The organism is Stenomitos frigidus ULC18, from assembly GCF_003003795.1.
GTDB lineage: Bacteria > Cyanobacteriota > Cyanobacteriia > Leptolyngbyales > Leptolyngbyaceae > Stenomitos > Stenomitos frigidus_A.
Genome location: NZ_PVWK01000099.1, coordinates 1 through 15,759 on the forward strand (window position 1 = coordinate 1; position 15,759 = coordinate 15,759).

11 protein-coding genes are annotated in these 15,759 nt (G+C 49.8%); 4 read left to right on the forward strand and 7 right to left on the reverse strand.

The annotated features are described in order from the left end of the window. Positions 1–95: 95 nt before the first annotated feature. Both nadA and C7B82_RS18230 read right to left on the reverse strand, forming a co-directional pair. Positions 96–1,058 carry a quinolinate synthase NadA gene (gene nadA / locus C7B82_RS18225; protein ID WP_106257706.1) on the reverse strand — a complete coding sequence of 321 codons (963 nt, stop codon included), beginning with the start codon at positions 1,056–1,058 and terminating at the stop codon, positions 96–98. A gap of 145 nt (positions 1,059–1,203) precedes the next feature. Then, positions 1,204–2,235, reverse strand: coding sequence for an aromatic ring-hydroxylating dioxygenase subunit alpha (locus tag C7B82_RS18230; protein WP_106257707.1), 1,032 nt, complete (start codon positions 2,233–2,235; stop codon positions 1,204–1,206). Between the two features lie 413 nt (positions 2,236–2,648). Here C7B82_RS18230 and C7B82_RS18235 point away from each other — a divergent pair, with 413 nt between their 5' ends. The 4 genes from C7B82_RS18235 to pgsA all read left to right on the forward strand — a co-directional run bounded on the left by C7B82_RS18235 (position 2,649) and on the right by pgsA (position 6,287). Then, entirely contained in the window at positions 2,649–3,110 is a 462-nt protein-coding gene (locus tag C7B82_RS18235) for a hypothetical protein (RefSeq protein WP_106257708.1), read from the forward strand. A gap of 180 nt (positions 3,111–3,290) precedes the next feature. Then, positions 3,291–4,535, forward strand: a complete 1,245-nt coding sequence (locus C7B82_RS18240) for a hypothetical protein (RefSeq protein WP_106257709.1) — start codon at positions 3,291–3,293, stop codon at positions 4,533–4,535. 208 nt (positions 4,536–4,743) lie between these two features. Then, a complete protein-coding gene (locus C7B82_RS18245) occupies positions 4,744–5,460 on the forward strand; it encodes a sugar transferase (RefSeq protein ID WP_245939979.1) in 717 nt (238 codons plus the stop codon). Between the two features lie 269 nt (positions 5,461–5,729). Further along, positions 5,730–6,287: a CDP-diacylglycerol--glycerol-3-phosphate 3-phosphatidyltransferase gene (pgsA, locus tag C7B82_RS18250; RefSeq protein WP_106257710.1), complete on the forward strand. Its 558-nt coding sequence runs from the start codon at positions 5,730–5,732 to the stop codon at positions 6,285–6,287. 104 nt (positions 6,288–6,391) lie between these two features. Here pgsA and C7B82_RS18255 read toward each other — a convergent pair whose 3' ends face one another. The 5 genes from C7B82_RS18255 to C7B82_RS18275 all read right to left on the reverse strand — a co-directional run bounded on the left by C7B82_RS18255 (position 6,392) and on the right by C7B82_RS18275 (position 15,704). Next, the gene (locus tag C7B82_RS18255) at positions 6,392–7,978 is read right to left on the reverse strand and encodes a nucleoside hydrolase (RefSeq protein WP_106257711.1); all 1,587 of its coding nucleotides are present in this window, start codon (positions 7,976–7,978) and stop codon (positions 6,392–6,394) included. Positions 7,979–8,320: 342 nt separating this feature from the next. Continuing rightward, positions 8,321–10,543: a GspE/PulE family protein gene (locus tag C7B82_RS35205; RefSeq protein WP_281259008.1), complete on the reverse strand. Its 2,223-nt coding sequence runs from the start codon at positions 10,541–10,543 to the stop codon at positions 8,321–8,323. A gap of 228 nt (positions 10,544–10,771) precedes the next feature. Further along, positions 10,772–11,605: an SWIM zinc finger family protein gene (locus tag C7B82_RS18265; protein ID WP_106257804.1), complete on the reverse strand. Its 834-nt coding sequence runs from the start codon at positions 11,603–11,605 to the stop codon at positions 10,772–10,774. 43 nt (positions 11,606–11,648) lie between these two features. Beyond that, positions 11,649–12,272: a Uma2 family endonuclease gene (locus C7B82_RS18270; protein WP_106257712.1), complete on the reverse strand. Its 624-nt coding sequence runs from the start codon at positions 12,270–12,272 to the stop codon at positions 11,649–11,651. 90 nt (positions 12,273–12,362) lie between these two features. After that, positions 12,363–15,704, reverse strand: a complete 3,342-nt coding sequence (locus tag C7B82_RS18275) for a DEAD/DEAH box helicase (protein ID WP_106257713.1) — start codon at positions 15,702–15,704, stop codon at positions 12,363–12,365. Between the last annotated feature and the right edge of the window lie 55 nt (positions 15,705–15,759).

Sequence of the window (15,759 nt, forward strand, 5' to 3'; positions counted from 1 at the left end):
GCGTTCTGAAAGCTTACCTAAATGGGATATTTCAATTGCCCCAACCTAATCGGTACCTTATTTGTTTGCTAGTCCCTAAGCTCTCAGTCGTAACCTTAAGCACTCATTGCTAGCATCCGTTGAATCGGTTTGAGTGCGGCCTGTTGAGTCGCTTCGGGTAGCGTAATTTCGGGTATCTGGTGCTTCATGCACAGATAGAGTTTTTCTAACGTGTTCAGGCGCATGTGAGGACACTCGTTGCAAGCACAGTTGTTCAGCGGCGGCGCAGGAATAAACTGCTTGTGAGGAGCCACTTTCGCCATTTGGTGAATGATGCCGGGTTCAGTTGCCACAATGAAGCTCTGGCTCGAACTCTGCTGGATGTAGTTGAGTAGAGCCGTTGTAGAACCGATATAGCGGGCATGTCGTAAGACCGCTGGTTCGCATTCGGGATGAGCGATCGTCTCGGCATCGGGATGCTGGATCTGCAGCTGCACCATCTTTTTTTCCGAAAACGTTTCGTGCACCATACAGCTTCCCTGCCACAGCACCATTTCTCGTCCCGTCTGTGCCATCACATATTTACCCAGGTTGCGATCGGGCGCAAAGATGATGGGCCGATCGACGGGAATCTGATTCACAAGCTTAACCGCATTTGCGCTGGTGCAAATGATGTCGCTCATCGCCTTAATGTCAGCCGTGCAGTTTATGTAAGAAATTACCAAATGATCGGGATGTTTTGCTTTGAAAGCGGCAAAAGCATCGGGAGGGCAACTATCGGCCAGAGAGCAGCCAGCTTCTAAATCTGGCAGCAGCACAAGCTTATTGGGGTTGAGAATCTTGGCTGTTTCCGCCATAAAATGAACGCCAGCAAAGACAATTACATCGGCATTGGTCTTAGCGGCCTCCTGCGACAAGCCTAGCGAATCGCCCAAGTAGTCGGCAATGTCTTGAATATCAGCGTCTTGATAGTAGTGCGCCAGAATGACAGCATTGAGTTCTCGCTTTAGATCAGCGATCGCCCCAAATAGATCACCAGGAAGCTCAGTTTTGGGAGCGAGAAGAGTACTTGTAAACACGGTGGCAACCAGTGAGCGTACAATTTCAATCCCTCAATTATAGTCTTATCTACCAAAACTAGCAAACACTTTCTATCTTTTCACACCAAAACGTATCTCAATATGACCTGCATCTAAACGCAAAATGGACAAAGGTGGTTAGTAGTCAGGGGTGAGCGGTCAGCGGGCAGCACCAACTCAAAACTCCCCCATCCCCTTTTATCAATGCCGCCAGTTTACGCCGCATCACAATTCCGGGTTTATCGGTCATCATGTGTTGCTCTTCGCTGGTGCTCAACGGGACATCGTAGTCTGTGCCTTCTAGAATGAGGCGATCTTCAAGCGTGACGGCCCGATCGAAAGCAACGACGCTTTCAGCAGTGACTGCCTCTTCAGTATCGTTCCGCAAGCAAAATTGCACGATCTGTGAAGAGCGATCGTCAATTGGCGTTGCGGCTGTAAAGATCAGATGCACCAGACCATTGGGGTAGGTAATCTTGAGCGTACGGATAAACGGCATATACCAGGTGCCTTCGCTAATGCGTACAGTCCGAACTGCTTCCATCTGCAAATTTTGCTTCTGGATATCGCTGTTAAAGACTGGCAGCACATAGCGCATGCGCAGTCCGAAGTCAGTTTCTTCAAAGTCGTCAGGCTGAGGTGGTACGGGTTCCTGCTCGACACCAAACGTTTTGGCATGGACGAAGTGCGGATGAGCATTGTCAAACGAGTTCTCCATCAGTCGCAAGCCAGCGCAATGCCACACTTCATAGAATTCGGGGATCTGGCGGAACTGTGGATCGATCGCTTCGGGAATTTCTGGGAGTGGCAGCAGCGGTTCGTCCAGACAGACCCATACGTAGCCATAGCGTTCTTGGCAGCGGTAAGCGTTGACACGGTAGGTTTTGGAAACGCTTCCACTCGCTAGTTGTGGCACATGGGTACAGAGGCCCTCGGCATTAAACGACCAGCCATGATACGGGCAGCGAAGCGATCCATCGATCGCCTCGCCTTTCGATAGTTTGGCAGAGCGGTGACAGCAGCGATCGCGCACAGCCGCTGGGCGTCCATCATGATCCAACCACAAAGCCAGGTTTTCACCTAAGAGTTGAAACGGCTGTGGCCCCGCTGCCAAAGCTGATATGGGCATGACGGGATACCAAAAGCGCTTCAGGATGGGCTGTTGTGTGACAAGCATGAATGTTGCGATGGCGAATTGGATGCAGATTGAAAGACTAAGAAGCCAGTACTCACTAAACAGCACTTTTAAAAAGTACTCTTTAGAGCCTTGGTGGAGAAGCTTCAAGAATTTTTGCTTAGCCGCATGGCGATCGCTGTAGCTCTCAACACGGTATAGAGGCGATCTTTGCCTTGCCTACATTTCAGCAAAGGCTTAAAGTCAAAATCATTCTTTTGATTCGTAAAGCTCACTTCTACAGACAGAGTGGCTTTGTTTTAGTAAAGACTAAGTTTGTGATAGCTAAAAAACAGTGAACAAAAAAGCAAATTAAAAGCGGGTGCTGAATAACCTGGAGACTTCCTTTCTGTAAGCCTTCAATGACCTTTGTTCACGTTAGAAGTGCTCTTTCAAAATGAGTTCAACCGCAAAAAATGTCAAACTTTAATCCTAATCCTACTGATCCTACTGATCCCAACCGCGTTAGAGCAAGTCGTGATGTTGTCCGGGACAACCAGGCAATCCGCGAGCAAAATATTGCTATGCGTGAGCAAAACCGCGACATCCGTGAAAACGATAGTGCTGCTACAGGCTTGATGCTCGGTGTCTTACTACTGGGTCTCGCTGCGTTAGGTTTCGGTGTTTATTTCATGACTCAGCGTCCAGCGCCTGCTCCAACGCGGACGATTATTGAGAGAGATCGAACAACAACGGTTCCTGCTCAACCGTCAGCGCCGCCCAACGTGAATGTTACAGTGCCTAATCCTGCGCCGCCCAACGTGAATGTCACAATTCCTGAGTCTGCTCCTAGGGTAGCGCCATCGGCTGCACCATCCCCCGTTCCATCGACTGCTCCTTCTAATGCTGACCCACAAACAGCGCCCACTAATCCATAGGTTGTCGTGGGGGCTCGAAAGCAGCCTTGTTGTATGACTTGACGCTGCCGCTAAATTTAGTTCAGCGATCGACCATCTCGTTTAACGGGGTGGTCATTTTTTAGCGGACGCGAGGTTGGAAGACAGTGCGATTGGCTGTGATAACCTTGCCTTATTGATGCTTTTTCTGATTGATTGTGTATGGGATGGCTAGAGAAACTGCTGCTCTTCTTTCTATGCCTGCCGCTTTCAAGCAGTCTCTGTTCTGCCAGCACAACCGAGACCCCGATCGCCCCTGCGTCTAACAAAGAGAATCAACGCCTATTTCAAGCAGCGTCTTTAGCCAGCATGACTTCTGTCCAACCCATACCTAGCGGCAGACGACCTCATATCAAGGCCTCAGTATCACCACGTCCGCTGACTACTGCCGCTCTTAGCTTTAACAGCCAGCAATTTGATCAGCAACTACAGCGTTACCTCCGTTTCCTTGCCCAAGCAGGGCAGCCAGATATCCTCATTGTTGGTAGTTCGCGAGCGTTACAAGGCATTGATCCGATCGTCCTCCAGCAAACCCTCAGCGGTCGAGGCCATCCCAAGTTAAAGATTTTCAACTTTGGGATTAATGGAGCCACCGCGCAATTAGTTGACTTGCTGTTGCGCCAGATTCTCACTCCTGACCAGCTACCACGCTTAATTGTGTGGGGCGATGGTGTGAGGGCGTTCAACAGCGGCCGGATCGATATTACCTATAACCGCGCGATCGCGTCCCAGGGATACCAACTGCTGGAGTTTGGCATTCGTCCGACGCTGCTTACAGAGTCCTTACCGATCGTACAATCCTGCGCGGCCTTCTCACTGAACCTCGTTGCCGATAAATCCATCCACCAACCGAAATCTTTCACCATTGCGCCATCGCTCGAACCACCGTCGAAACGGCCACACCTGTGTTGGGAAGCGCTCAAGTTGCTGCTTGCACCTGAGTCAGGTGCCAGGTTAGAGGCTCTAACGCTGGCTAAACGTCAGGAAGCAGTCGGCTTTCAAGCGGCATCAGAACAATTCAACCCGAAGCAGTATTTTCAACGGTATCCTCAAGTCCAGGGTCAGTATGATGCCGATTACCGCAACTTCACTCTGGATGGGAAGCAAACCGAGGCGTTCGCTAACGTTGTGAAGTTTGCGAAGACACACCAGATTCCACTGGTCTTTGTGAATCTGCCTCTCACGCAAACTTATTTAGACGAAATGCGCACAGTGAATGAACAGCAATTTCGTGCCTATCTACAGCGTTTTGCGCGATCGCAGGCGCTTAGTGTGTATGATTTCAGCCAACGCTGGCCTCACCAAAACGATTACTTCACCGACCCTAGCCACTTAAACCGCTATGGAGCAGCAGCAGTTGCTACGGAGCTGGGCAAGTCACTGCTTGTCCCCAAAGTACGCCCTTAGTGCTTCGAAGGACGTTGCCTCTACGTAAAAATCCTGAGCACAGGTATCAATTGTGTTCAAATCGCAAAAAGAAAAAAGTCGTAACTTTATCGTATCTAGCAGTAGTTATAAAGATTGAGCAAACGTGGTGGGATAGGCTGTGCAATGCCAAGGGAGTTACGTATGTTTGTGGAAGGCAAAGTGAACCCTAGTAAAGCCAACTACGAACGTGACTACTACATCTGATACACCCACCGCTCTTTATCTCGCTTTGGCTGAGCGCGCCAAAGAAGCAAGTCAGGCTAACAACGATCCTCCTCAGGAACTTGTTCGTACTGTCCACCCATCCGTTACCAGTAAAGTCAAGCGACTCATCGACATCGTTGGTGCCTTGGTTGGGCTTTCCATTACAGGCATGGTAGCCATTCCAGTTGCGATCGCCGTTCGATTCGACAACCCCGGTCCCATCTTTTACAGCCAACTTCGGTGCGGGCTGAAAGGTAAAACCTTCCGCATCTGGAAGTTTCGGTCAATGGTGACGAATGCTGACAAACTGAAGCATCTCGTTAACAACGAAGCGAAAGGCGGCATCTTCAAGAATAAGAATGATCCTCGTATTACGCGCGTCGGCCGCTTCCTGCGCCGTACCAGCCTTGATGAGCTACCTCAATTCTGGAACGTGCTGAAGGGTGATATGAGCCTGGTTGGAACGCGTCCACCCACCGTGGATGAAGTCATCCGTTACAAAAAGCACCACTGGGAACGCCTCAACGTCAAACCTGGTATTACAGGCGAGTGGCAGGCAAACGGACGCTCCACTGTCATCGACTTTGAGGACATCGTGAAAATGGATGTCGAGTATCAGCACAAGTGGTCGATTACCTATGATTTGTATCTGATTGTAAAAACGATTCTCGTCGTATTAGATAAGAAGGGTGCGTGCTAAGAAGCGAAAGACTGCCGACAGCGATCGATAGGCTCTGCTACTAACCAGGCAATAGCCGCGCTGTGCAAATGTCCTGCCTTCATAACACAGTTATTCGTTTGGGGTATCTATATTCGTTTGGGGTATCTATTAGGTTATTCAACTGCCGTTTCTCCTGAAAAGTAATTTCTCCTGAGAACATAAAACGATAAGACAGTCTTTAACAGGCTGTCTTTTTTTTGGGCGCTGGGGTTTAGACTGTGGACTGGAAGTTTAGACTTTGGCCTTGAATGAATTTGCCAACCTGGATTACGGCCTCTCGCCTGCTAGCAGTCCCCCTGCTGCTCTATGGTTTACACAACCCAACGACAGCCCAGCGTTGGGTCGTGCTAGTAGTGTTTTTAGTCGCTGCAGGCACCGATTGGTTAGACGGCTATCTTGCTCGCAAGCTCAACCAGGTAACGGAGTTGGGCAAATTTCTCGATCCATTGGTTGACAAACTCCTGGTGCTAGCGCCGCTGGTAGCGCTGGTAGAATTGGGTCAGGTGCCTGCCTGGGGCGTGTTTTTGATTTTGGCGCGGGAGCTGACGATCGCTGGCTGGCGAGTCAACCCAAACCTTCAGGGCAGTACGGAAATCCAGGGCGCGAACCTGTGGGGCAAGCTAAAAACGGTGAGCCAAATTGTGGCGATCGCCCTTTTGGTCGCACCCCTTGCTGAACCTTGGCAGTTGCCTGCGATCGCTGCCTTCTGGGTCTCTGTAGCACTGACCTGGATTTCAGGAGCCATTTATCTGCTGCCTCCAAAACAGCAGCCAGCATCAGACACGGCTCCAGCAGCTAAGAAATAAAGCACAACGGCATCGAAAACAGCGTAGGGGCGGTTCTCGAACCGCCCCTACAGCAGAGACAAGAAGGCACAAGGAATCCCCCAATTCAGCAGTGCCGATCATTTTTACTGAGCGGTACAAACTAAGCCAAACACATAGTTTTGAATCGTAGTTTTAAAGTCGGGGTCGCCACTGGCTGGTTTGGTCGTCAGCGCTAGCTTAACTGGATTATTTACTTGCCCACGTCTAAAGAGGCTGCCAATGTCTCGCCGAAAGAGTTCTGCAGCCGTTAGTTGACCCGTCACAGTCGTTGGATCACCGTTGGTTAGGGTTGTAATTTCGAGATCATGAAAGTTCTCGAAATTGACGAAATCGTTCCAAAGGCTGGTTGCAGTCAGCGTGTCCCAAAGGAACAGGGTATCAAAGACAAAAACCCCTGGAGCGGGACTGTTAGCAAATTGTAGCGTTTGGATAAATTGGGCGGGTGCTGTCGCGCACTTAGATGGATTGTTTTTGAGGCGATCGGCAAACCCTTGTAGTCTGGCAGAGTCGGTTGCGTTTAAGGGCACGATCGACACAGGAATGCCTGAATTTAAGGCTTTAGCCATTGCTAGCGCATCAATCCAGAAATTGAACTCGGCGTTGTTCAGCGAGTTAAAGGCTTTTTTTTGTTCGCCAGTCTGAATAGCTTGGAAATTTGTACCAGGGAACGGTAGGTGGTGCATCCCAAAAATGTGTTCGCCTGCCTGGAAATAGATGTTGCCGGCAGTCCAGGTTGGGAATGGTTCATTCAAACGATAATTGCCGTTTGCATCAAAGTTATCTGCCTTGTTGGTGTCCCAGGCTCCACCCATAAAGCGCGTTGAAAGGACCGACTTTAAGTCAGAGAGCTTAATTTTACGAGGACAGCCATACTCTTTAGGGCTGCGCTCAATTTTTATATAAGCTCTTGCCAGATTTGTTACAGGACCAACAGAAAGAATTGTCAGCGGTTTCTTGCTGCGGTAGGCGTCACAAATGGACTCTGCAATAAAGTCGGGAGCCTTCTTTTTAGGACGAATAAGATCTAGCTCTGGCAAACTAAATTGGTTAAGAGCATCTTGAGCTTTGGGCAACACATACTTCAATGTTTCATCACGGAATGGTCGGTTAAACTCATTCCAGCAAACAATATCGCGTTCAGAGAAAACGAACTCTTTATGAAAGAGACAAGGTTCTAAAGCGGGTTTACCTGCGATCGGAAGCTGAACTCGAATTGGTGTATACCCGGTTCCAGCAAGCGGTTTTCCAAACTCGTCAGTTTCATTTGGCACTGAAAGTGTGGTTGTTCTCACATCACATCCAGAATAAATCTTCGCTTTGCTATATTGAGCAACCGATAGAATTTTCTGCGTAATACCATCAATTGTTCCTTCAGCCGCGCTGAACGTTCCTAAAACCGTTTGCTTTAACTCTGGATAGCCATGGGAATTGTTGCAGTAGGATTCACCATTGGGTGCTGTCGTCACACCAATCAGCTTCACTGGAGGCGTTTTTCCCTGTGATGCAAGCGCTACCACTAACACGGCATAGTAATCCTCAAAGCCGCCGTCATGATCAAGAATGACGCGAATCGGCTCGCTAGCAAGGGCTGCTGGCGGCAAGCAGACGATCCCTGAAAGTCCTGTTAGCAGTAAACTCGAAAAAAGATGCTTGAGTGTGAAACGAACCATTTTAAAGCCTCACGGATTGCGATCGCGCTCGATTGATTGAGCACTAAATGATGCTCGTCTGTTCAGCACGATCGCCCTGTTCGCAACTAACTCAATTAGAAAAGACGACTATTTGCCTAATCAAGTCAACGCTTCTTCTAAGTAGTAATCGAAAGGGAAATGCACCAGCAGGCGAGTATGAGCAGAATCATAGACTTAAAAGCCGCAAAATAAAGTTCAGGTGATAACAAATCCTTTGATTTTAGAGCATTGAATCCGTTTCAAAGCTGGCTGAAGCATCAAGTTTGACGTTTAGCGAAAAGCCTCGCTTTGCGTGCTCTTAATCATTCCTTAATCAAGAATTTAGACGCTGACTGCAAGTTTGCTCGCAGGTAAAACACGGCGAATTTCGGCGATCGTGGTTACACCTGTCGTAACTTTGGCGATCGCGGCTTTGCGGAACGAATCAAACTCGCTCTCGTTTAAATAGTTTGTTAGCTCAGTCAGCGACCCTTCATAAATCAACTGACGGATCGTGGCGTCCACATGCAAAAGTTCAATAATGGCTTCCCGCCCTAAATAACCGGACTGGAAACAATGGGAGCAGCCTTTTCCCTGTCGCCACGCCTGCGGATTGGCGTCTACCAGATCCAGACCCAGCGTACGTAAGTCGGTTTCTGTTGGGGTGTAGGGTTCCGCGCAATGTGGGCAAACACGACGTACCAGGCGTTGCGCGACCACACCCAGCAGCGCATCACTAATCAAACCGGGATCAGGCCCCACATCCTTCAGCCGTGGAATGGCACCGATCGCATCATTCGTGTGCAGTGTTGTGAGTACCAAATGTCCTGTTAGAGCCGCTCTCACAGCCGTTTCCGCCGTTTCACCATCCCGAATTTCACCCACCATGATAATGTCTGGATCTTGCCGCAGAATGGCTCGTAGCCCTGCTGGAAAGGTCATACCAGCGGTCTCATTCACCTGCGTTTGCGTGATGCAGGGGAGGATATATTCCACCGGATCTTCAACGGTGACAACATTGACATGCTCTGTGGCGATCGTCTGCAAGCTGGTATACAACGTGCTAGTCTTCCCAGAGCCCGTCGGACCTGTGAAGATAATCATGCCTTGAGGCTGCTGTAACCAACTTTTGTAGAGTGCCAGTGCCCGTTCGGTAAAGCCCAATTCATCCATTTGAGAGAATGGATTTTGTCGGGGCAGCAGGCGAATCACGGCTTTTTCACCCCCGACACATGGCAACGTACTCACCCGTAAATCTAGATCCAGGTTGGCTGCTGTTGCTGAGGTGTACTGTTCACTAATGCGGGCATCTTGAGGGCGACGGCTCTCGGAAATGTCCATATCGGCCATGACTTTGAGCGCCACGATCGTGCGCCGACTAACGTCCAGTGGCAGCATGGTGACATCGCGCAAAATACCATCAATGCGGTAGCGTACCCGTAAGCCTTCTGTGGTTGGTTCGAGGTGGATATCGCTGACACGATTGCGAACTGCACTGGCAAGCAGTACTTTGATTTGAGCAATTTGGTTGTCAGCTTGCGACAGATGGTATTCTGCCGCTTCGGTAATGTTTTCGGGCTCTGATCCGGTCAGCGGGACGGTCGCCACAGTTGTTTGCACCTCTACGCTCTCATCAACGTGAGCCGCATCCCATTCGCCAAGCAACCGTCCGCCAGAAGGTTGCAACTGAGTCTTGCTGGCTGCTGGCTGCAAAGGTTTGGTTTGAGACTTGCGTTTTTGGGTCTTGGGTCGCGATCGCTGGTCGATCGCGACCTTCAGCAGCGGTACCTGAAGAAAAAGCACCCAAAAAAGGTACAGGTACTTTTGTGCCAATAAGTGCTGAAACAGCGTTTCGACTGGGGAAGGCTGCGGCTGCGCTGTTGGTGTCTTCGCTGTTGGTGTTTTAAGACTGAAGTCTGTAACTGGAGGAAGCGGTGATGCTTGGGTGACTGGAACGCGCGGTCGCAGTTTGAGAGTTGCTTGCGGTTGGGTTGCTTGCGGTTGGTTTCTCTGCGGTGGTTTAAGTGCAGCAACGGTTTGCTTCTGGGGGCGCGATCGGGGATTGGGTTTGGCTGCAACTTTGCTTTTCTGGGTTGGCTGCAGCGGTCGGTTTGCAGGCAGCGTTGGAACAGGCAGGAGGTCAGGCTCGCTATCCGGAGTTTGGTTGGGAGCAACCTTACCTGGCAAAGGGCTCTTGGGTGTTTCTGTTACAGGCGGTCGCGCTGGCGCTGCAGCGGATGGGAATCGCGTTGACGGAATCGACGATCGCGGCGTGGGAGTCGTCGCTGCTTCATCGTCGTCATCAGGAGATGAATCCGGATCGACTGCCGACAATGGCTGAGCTGAAGGTGCTGTTGGATTGTTTCGAGTGGGTTGCCGATCCGACTGGGTTGTTTTTTTGCCGCACAGACGAGACAGATCTTGAGTACTGCGCCCTTCAATGCGGAGATAGCAGGTGGCATTGTAGTCACCCGTTTCTTGCGCTGAGATTTGAAGCGCGATCGCAAGCAGCACCGTCTGTATAACCGTGCCCGTGACAATCATGAAGCGAAGGAATCTCAGCATTAGACCATGAAAAGGCTCAATGAAAACTGACACAGAAACCGGATTTCTCAATCGAGGTCAGAACCAGGTTACTTGATGAAACGATCGACTCACTCATTCTGACAAGTCCAAAATCCGGTTGCTTGACATTGAGCAACTAAGGGATCTGACTTTTCAGACTACCAGAACAACATTAAATCTAAGTAAGCGCGTGAACACGGATTCAGCAGAGTATTTTTGTAGAAAGAATTAAAGCGGGCTTTTGGTTCTAACCTGGTCATAGAGAGTCTCCATTGCTTCAAAGAACGAGTTTTCGCGCCTCCAAAAGGCAGGGAAATCACCTTGCTTCTTGATGGGAATGCCAGCTACCAGGGTTTGAGGCAGCGGATCGATCGTCTGCGGGAGGCGTTTGGCACCATGCCAGAAGTCGCGCAAATGGTCGATCGCTTCAGGCGGCAAAGTGACAGGTCGCGTGTGATAAGACGCTGTGACGTGAGGGGGACGTTGCGCCAGTTGCAGCTCAGCGGCAAGTGCCTGCCCTAACGGCGATTTAGCGAGTTCTTTGTGTAAGTCCTCTCGCGACAAACCCCGCAACTCAAACAGCAAAAACGGATCGCGATCGAGTGCCGCCGCCACCAGGTAATAAACACCTGCAACGTGTTTACAGGGATTGCCCCAATCCGGGCAGGAGCATGTAGTAGAAAAGTCTTTTTTCCCACCCGGAAGAAAGTTCAACCCCAGCGTTTTGAAGGAGTCTTCGATGTTGTCGGGAATTTCGTTGAGCAGTAAGCGAGAGATGAGACTGGCTCTGGAGGCGATCAAGGCGATCGCGGCTGCCCATTTTGCGGCACTAATGGGATGAAACTCGATCGTGGTGATATAAAGCGGCTCTTTATAAACGCCAAAATAAGGATTCACGGAACCTCGCACGGTCGCAGAAACAACACCGTCCTTAATCTTAAAGCTAGTGACTTTGCCGTTGTTCGCATAAGAACGCCCGCGACTTAACCGACCCTCATCGGAAAATTGTTCCAACGCTTCAATGAACTTTTTGCCCCACCAGGTACGACTGAACTTACTCATAAAGTTACTCATCAAAGAATTTTTCAATAGAGCCTAGATGACATTATTGCAATGCTTCTCTAATTGCAGATCGGAAGGCAATGATGGCATCTAACGGTTCAGGGGATTGCACATGAGTTGCCAGCAATGCTAAGTCTAAATTGGGTAGAAACTCGCTGTGATCGCTCTGTTCATACCCGTTTGATCGCAGGTGATAAATTACAAAACCACCTCTTTGCCAAAACCAAACTTCGGGGACATCTAGACCCTGATAAATGTCCAGTTTATTAATACCGCCGTCAGTCTGCACGACCTCAACGGCGATATCAGGAAACTCTTTATCGGTCTCCACACAAAAGGAAACATCTGGCTCGGCTCCTCGACGCTTCGCCTCTCGTCTAAACGTGGTTGATCCCAAGCCATAAAAACGCGTTCGGGTTTCTTCAAAATAAATTCTTAGTAATCCCGAAATATTGTCCTTGCTAACTTCGTGTTTGCGTCCCGGCATAGTGATTTCAAGTGTACCCTCAAGGTAGTGAACCCGAAAACCGGGAAAGTCATCGCCGAGATCAGCCAAGAACGCTTCGTATGCCTGCCAGCTCACATCGGCAATGGTGTACTGCTGATCAGTTGCATCCGAAATTAAGTCGGGATGTTCTTTAAGTTTGTCAATCAAATTAAGATTCATTGCTTCTGCCGCGTCGTCTTTTTACTGTAGCGAATTACTGAGGACTTACCAAACAATTGACTAGAGTGGAAACTAAACAGGGCTTCCATTTCATTCCAGAATCGCACTTTTATTTAGGGCAATCAGCTTCTTAAACGCGTTGCTATCTAGCTCTGTTAACCAGGATTCATCGGCACCCACGATCGAGCCTGCCAGCTTTTTCTTATCTTCAATCATTGCGTCGATGCGTTCTTCTAGTGTCCCCATTGCCACAAATTTGTGGACGAACACATTCCGCTTTTGACCAATCCGAAACGCGCGATCGGTAGCTTGATCTTCGACTGCTGGATTCCACCAGCGATCGAAATGAAACACATGATTCGCTTTAGTGAGCGTAATGCCCACACCACCCGCCTTCAGTGACAACACAAAAATCGACGGTTCTGTTTCGGGGTCTTGAAACTCGGTGATCATCTGCTCTCGTTTCTTACGAGATGTGCTGCCAGACAGATAGTAGGTGTTGTAGTGACAGGCTTGCCGCAGATATTTTTCTAGAGCCTGACCCAGTTCATTAAATTGAGTGAAGATCAGCATACTTTCACCTTCTTCCATCGCTTCTTCGACCATTTCACTGAGGCGGGTGAGCTTGTGCGATCGCTCTGGTGTAAAGTTGCTGCCATCCTGAAGAAACTGCATGGGATGGTTACAAACCTGTTTGAGTTTGGTCAGCGTTGCCAGGATCAGACCTTTGCGTTGAATGCCTTCTAATTCGTTAATCTTTGCTTCGACATCTTTGACCACCGCTTCGTAGAGAGAAGCCTGTTCTTTGGTGAGATTGCAAAAGAGCTTTTGCTCTACTTTATCTGGTAAGTCTTTGATGATGGATTGATCGGTTTTAACGCGCCGCAAAATAAATGGTTCCACCAGTTTTTTCAGTGTAGCGGATTGGCGTGGATCATTGTTTTTTTGAATCGGCAATTCAAAGTTACGGCGAAATTGAGTTTGATTGCCCAGATAACCCGGATTGAGAAAATTAAAGATCGACCAGAGATCCAATAAACGGTTTTCGATCGGTGTTCCTGTCAACGCTAACCGATGCGGCGCATTCAATTTCAGAATGGCTTTCGTTAGGGCAGCTTTGGGATTTTTGATGTTTTGCGCTTCATCCAGCACAATGCGATGCCATTTGATTTCATCCAACAGCTTGGCATCCAGTCTTGCTAAGGCGAAGGATGTGATCAACAAATCATTTTCGCGGCAGGCTTGCTTGAAGGCTTTGCTCTCTTTGGCCCGTTCCGTACCGTGATGGACGATCGCCTTTAGCTGTGGTGCGAATTTTTGGATTTCGTGATGCCAGTTGCCGACCACTGAAGTTGGCGCGATCAGTAAGGTCGGTGGCAGATGAGTCTGTCCAGCTTGTTGCATCAACTCCCGCTCCTGAAGCAGTCGAGCGATGACCTGAATCGTTTTACCCAAGCCCATATCATCAGCAAGGCAGCCGTTTAAACCCAGCTGTTCCAGATAGTGCAACCAGGACACACCGCGTTTTTGATAGTCTCGCAGATTGCCCTGCAGGTGCTGGGGATTATCGACAGGTTGCAGTTGGCTCTTGTCACCCAGCTTCTCCAGCATCTCGGCTAGATTGCTAGAGCGATCGACCTGCAACTCCAGGTTCTCATCGTCGCTGGCAGTGAGCTTGAGGAAGTCCAGCAGGCTCAGTTCTGGGTTCTCTTGCTGCTGTGTTTTCCAGAACTCCAGCATTTGTCGCATTTTGGCCTGATCCAGTTCCAACCACTGTCCCCGGAACTGGACGAGAGGCGTTTTGGCGCTGACCAGTTGGTTCCATTCCTGCTCGTTGACAGGCTCGCCGCCAATCGCCAGTTCGTACTGGTACTCCACCAAACTCTCAAACGAGAAGTATTGCTTCGCCTTGTCTTCGCCACCTGTCAGCGATTTACCTTTGGCTTTGAGCCGGACTTTGGCCCGTTGCCGTCCCTGCGGTGTCCACCAGGCAGGCACGATCACCTTGTAGCCAGCATTCTCCAGCACCCAGGCAGACTCTTTCAGAAACGTAAAGGCCGATTCCAGATCCAGCGTGATGCCAACGGGTTGATCGGTTTCCAAGCCTTGCCACAGCGCCGGATAGATGCGAGCCGCATAGCCCAAATTCATCAGCAAATGTTGTTCAAACTCCTGCCCCATTTGCTTCTGGACTTGCTTTTGCTGTGGCGATCGCATCCGCCAGTAGTCTTGCAGCGACACGCGCAGGGATGGATCGCTCTTGGGCGCAACTTGAAACTGAAGTTCCCAGGGGTCGTCTGGGTTCGCTGGATCTTGCAGCTTGAAGCACAGGTAGAACGGTTGATCGGACTGGGTTCGCACAATGCGATCGCGCCACGCCTGCCATTGCTTGTACTCTTCCAGGCTCGTTGCTGTCGTCCAGGGCTTGCCAGGATGCAAACAACTATAGAGAAGGGAATCAAAAATGGTCTTTTCGAACGCTTGCGTGGTGGGCGTATGAGTCAGCAGATCGGTCAACAAACATTCAGAAAAGTGACGCAGAAGAGTCGCGCGATCGTAGAACTCTGGCGTCTCACGCGGTTCTGCCACACCAGCCACACAGACCAACGGCATGTAGTCCACATACTGCTGAATGGTGGCGTCGTACTCTTCACCAATGAACTCCCAGCCAGGATAGATTTCAAAGTTGCCTGTGGGTGTTGCCACCGAGACATCAATGGTTTGAGTCGCAGCCGTTTGTGTTTTTGACTTTGCCGCCGATCTCGCTGTCCGTCGAGTAGTGGTGGTGGTAGTGGCTTTAGTTCGTTTGCCAGCAGTTGCCGATGGGGAAGCGATCGCCTCATCAACTGCTTTCGTCGTGCGCTTAGTCCTGGATGCTTTCGGAGCCTCTAACTCCCGGTAGATCAGCGCGGGAATGTACTGATCTTTGAAGATGATGCGTTTAAGCGCCTGCGTGTAGTGAAACCAGAACAGCAGATCAGACCCCAGTTGAATGTCTGCCAGGTTATGCAGCGCCAGAAAGTGTAACTCGTTGATCAGAGTAACAACGTTATTAACAAAGCCGCCCGTTTTGGCTGATGCCACCGTTTGATAGCAATCGATCTGCCAGTACTGCAACTCAAAGGTTTCTGGTAATTCTGCTTCTAAATAGCGAGAGAGCTCCAACGAGGGCAACGGTTGATTATCAACGGTAGGCAACAAGAAAAATTGTGGCGAAATCAAGTCCTGAAGTTTGCGGTAAGTCGGTGGTTGAATGCCTAATTCTTTAGTGAGCCACTCAGCTAAATCAGCCGCAGCAATGTGTCGCGGATGTCGCTGAGTGGGCTTCCGAGATTGCTTTCGTTCTGTCGTTTCAACCCACAGGTAGAAGGCTCCATTCTGGATAAAAGCCTCTTCCGTTTGAGGAATCCAGGTGCCGTGAAGAATTTGCATGGCCAGAACTCACTGACACGGTTACGTTTGCTTTTCAGCGTATCAGAAGTTTTGA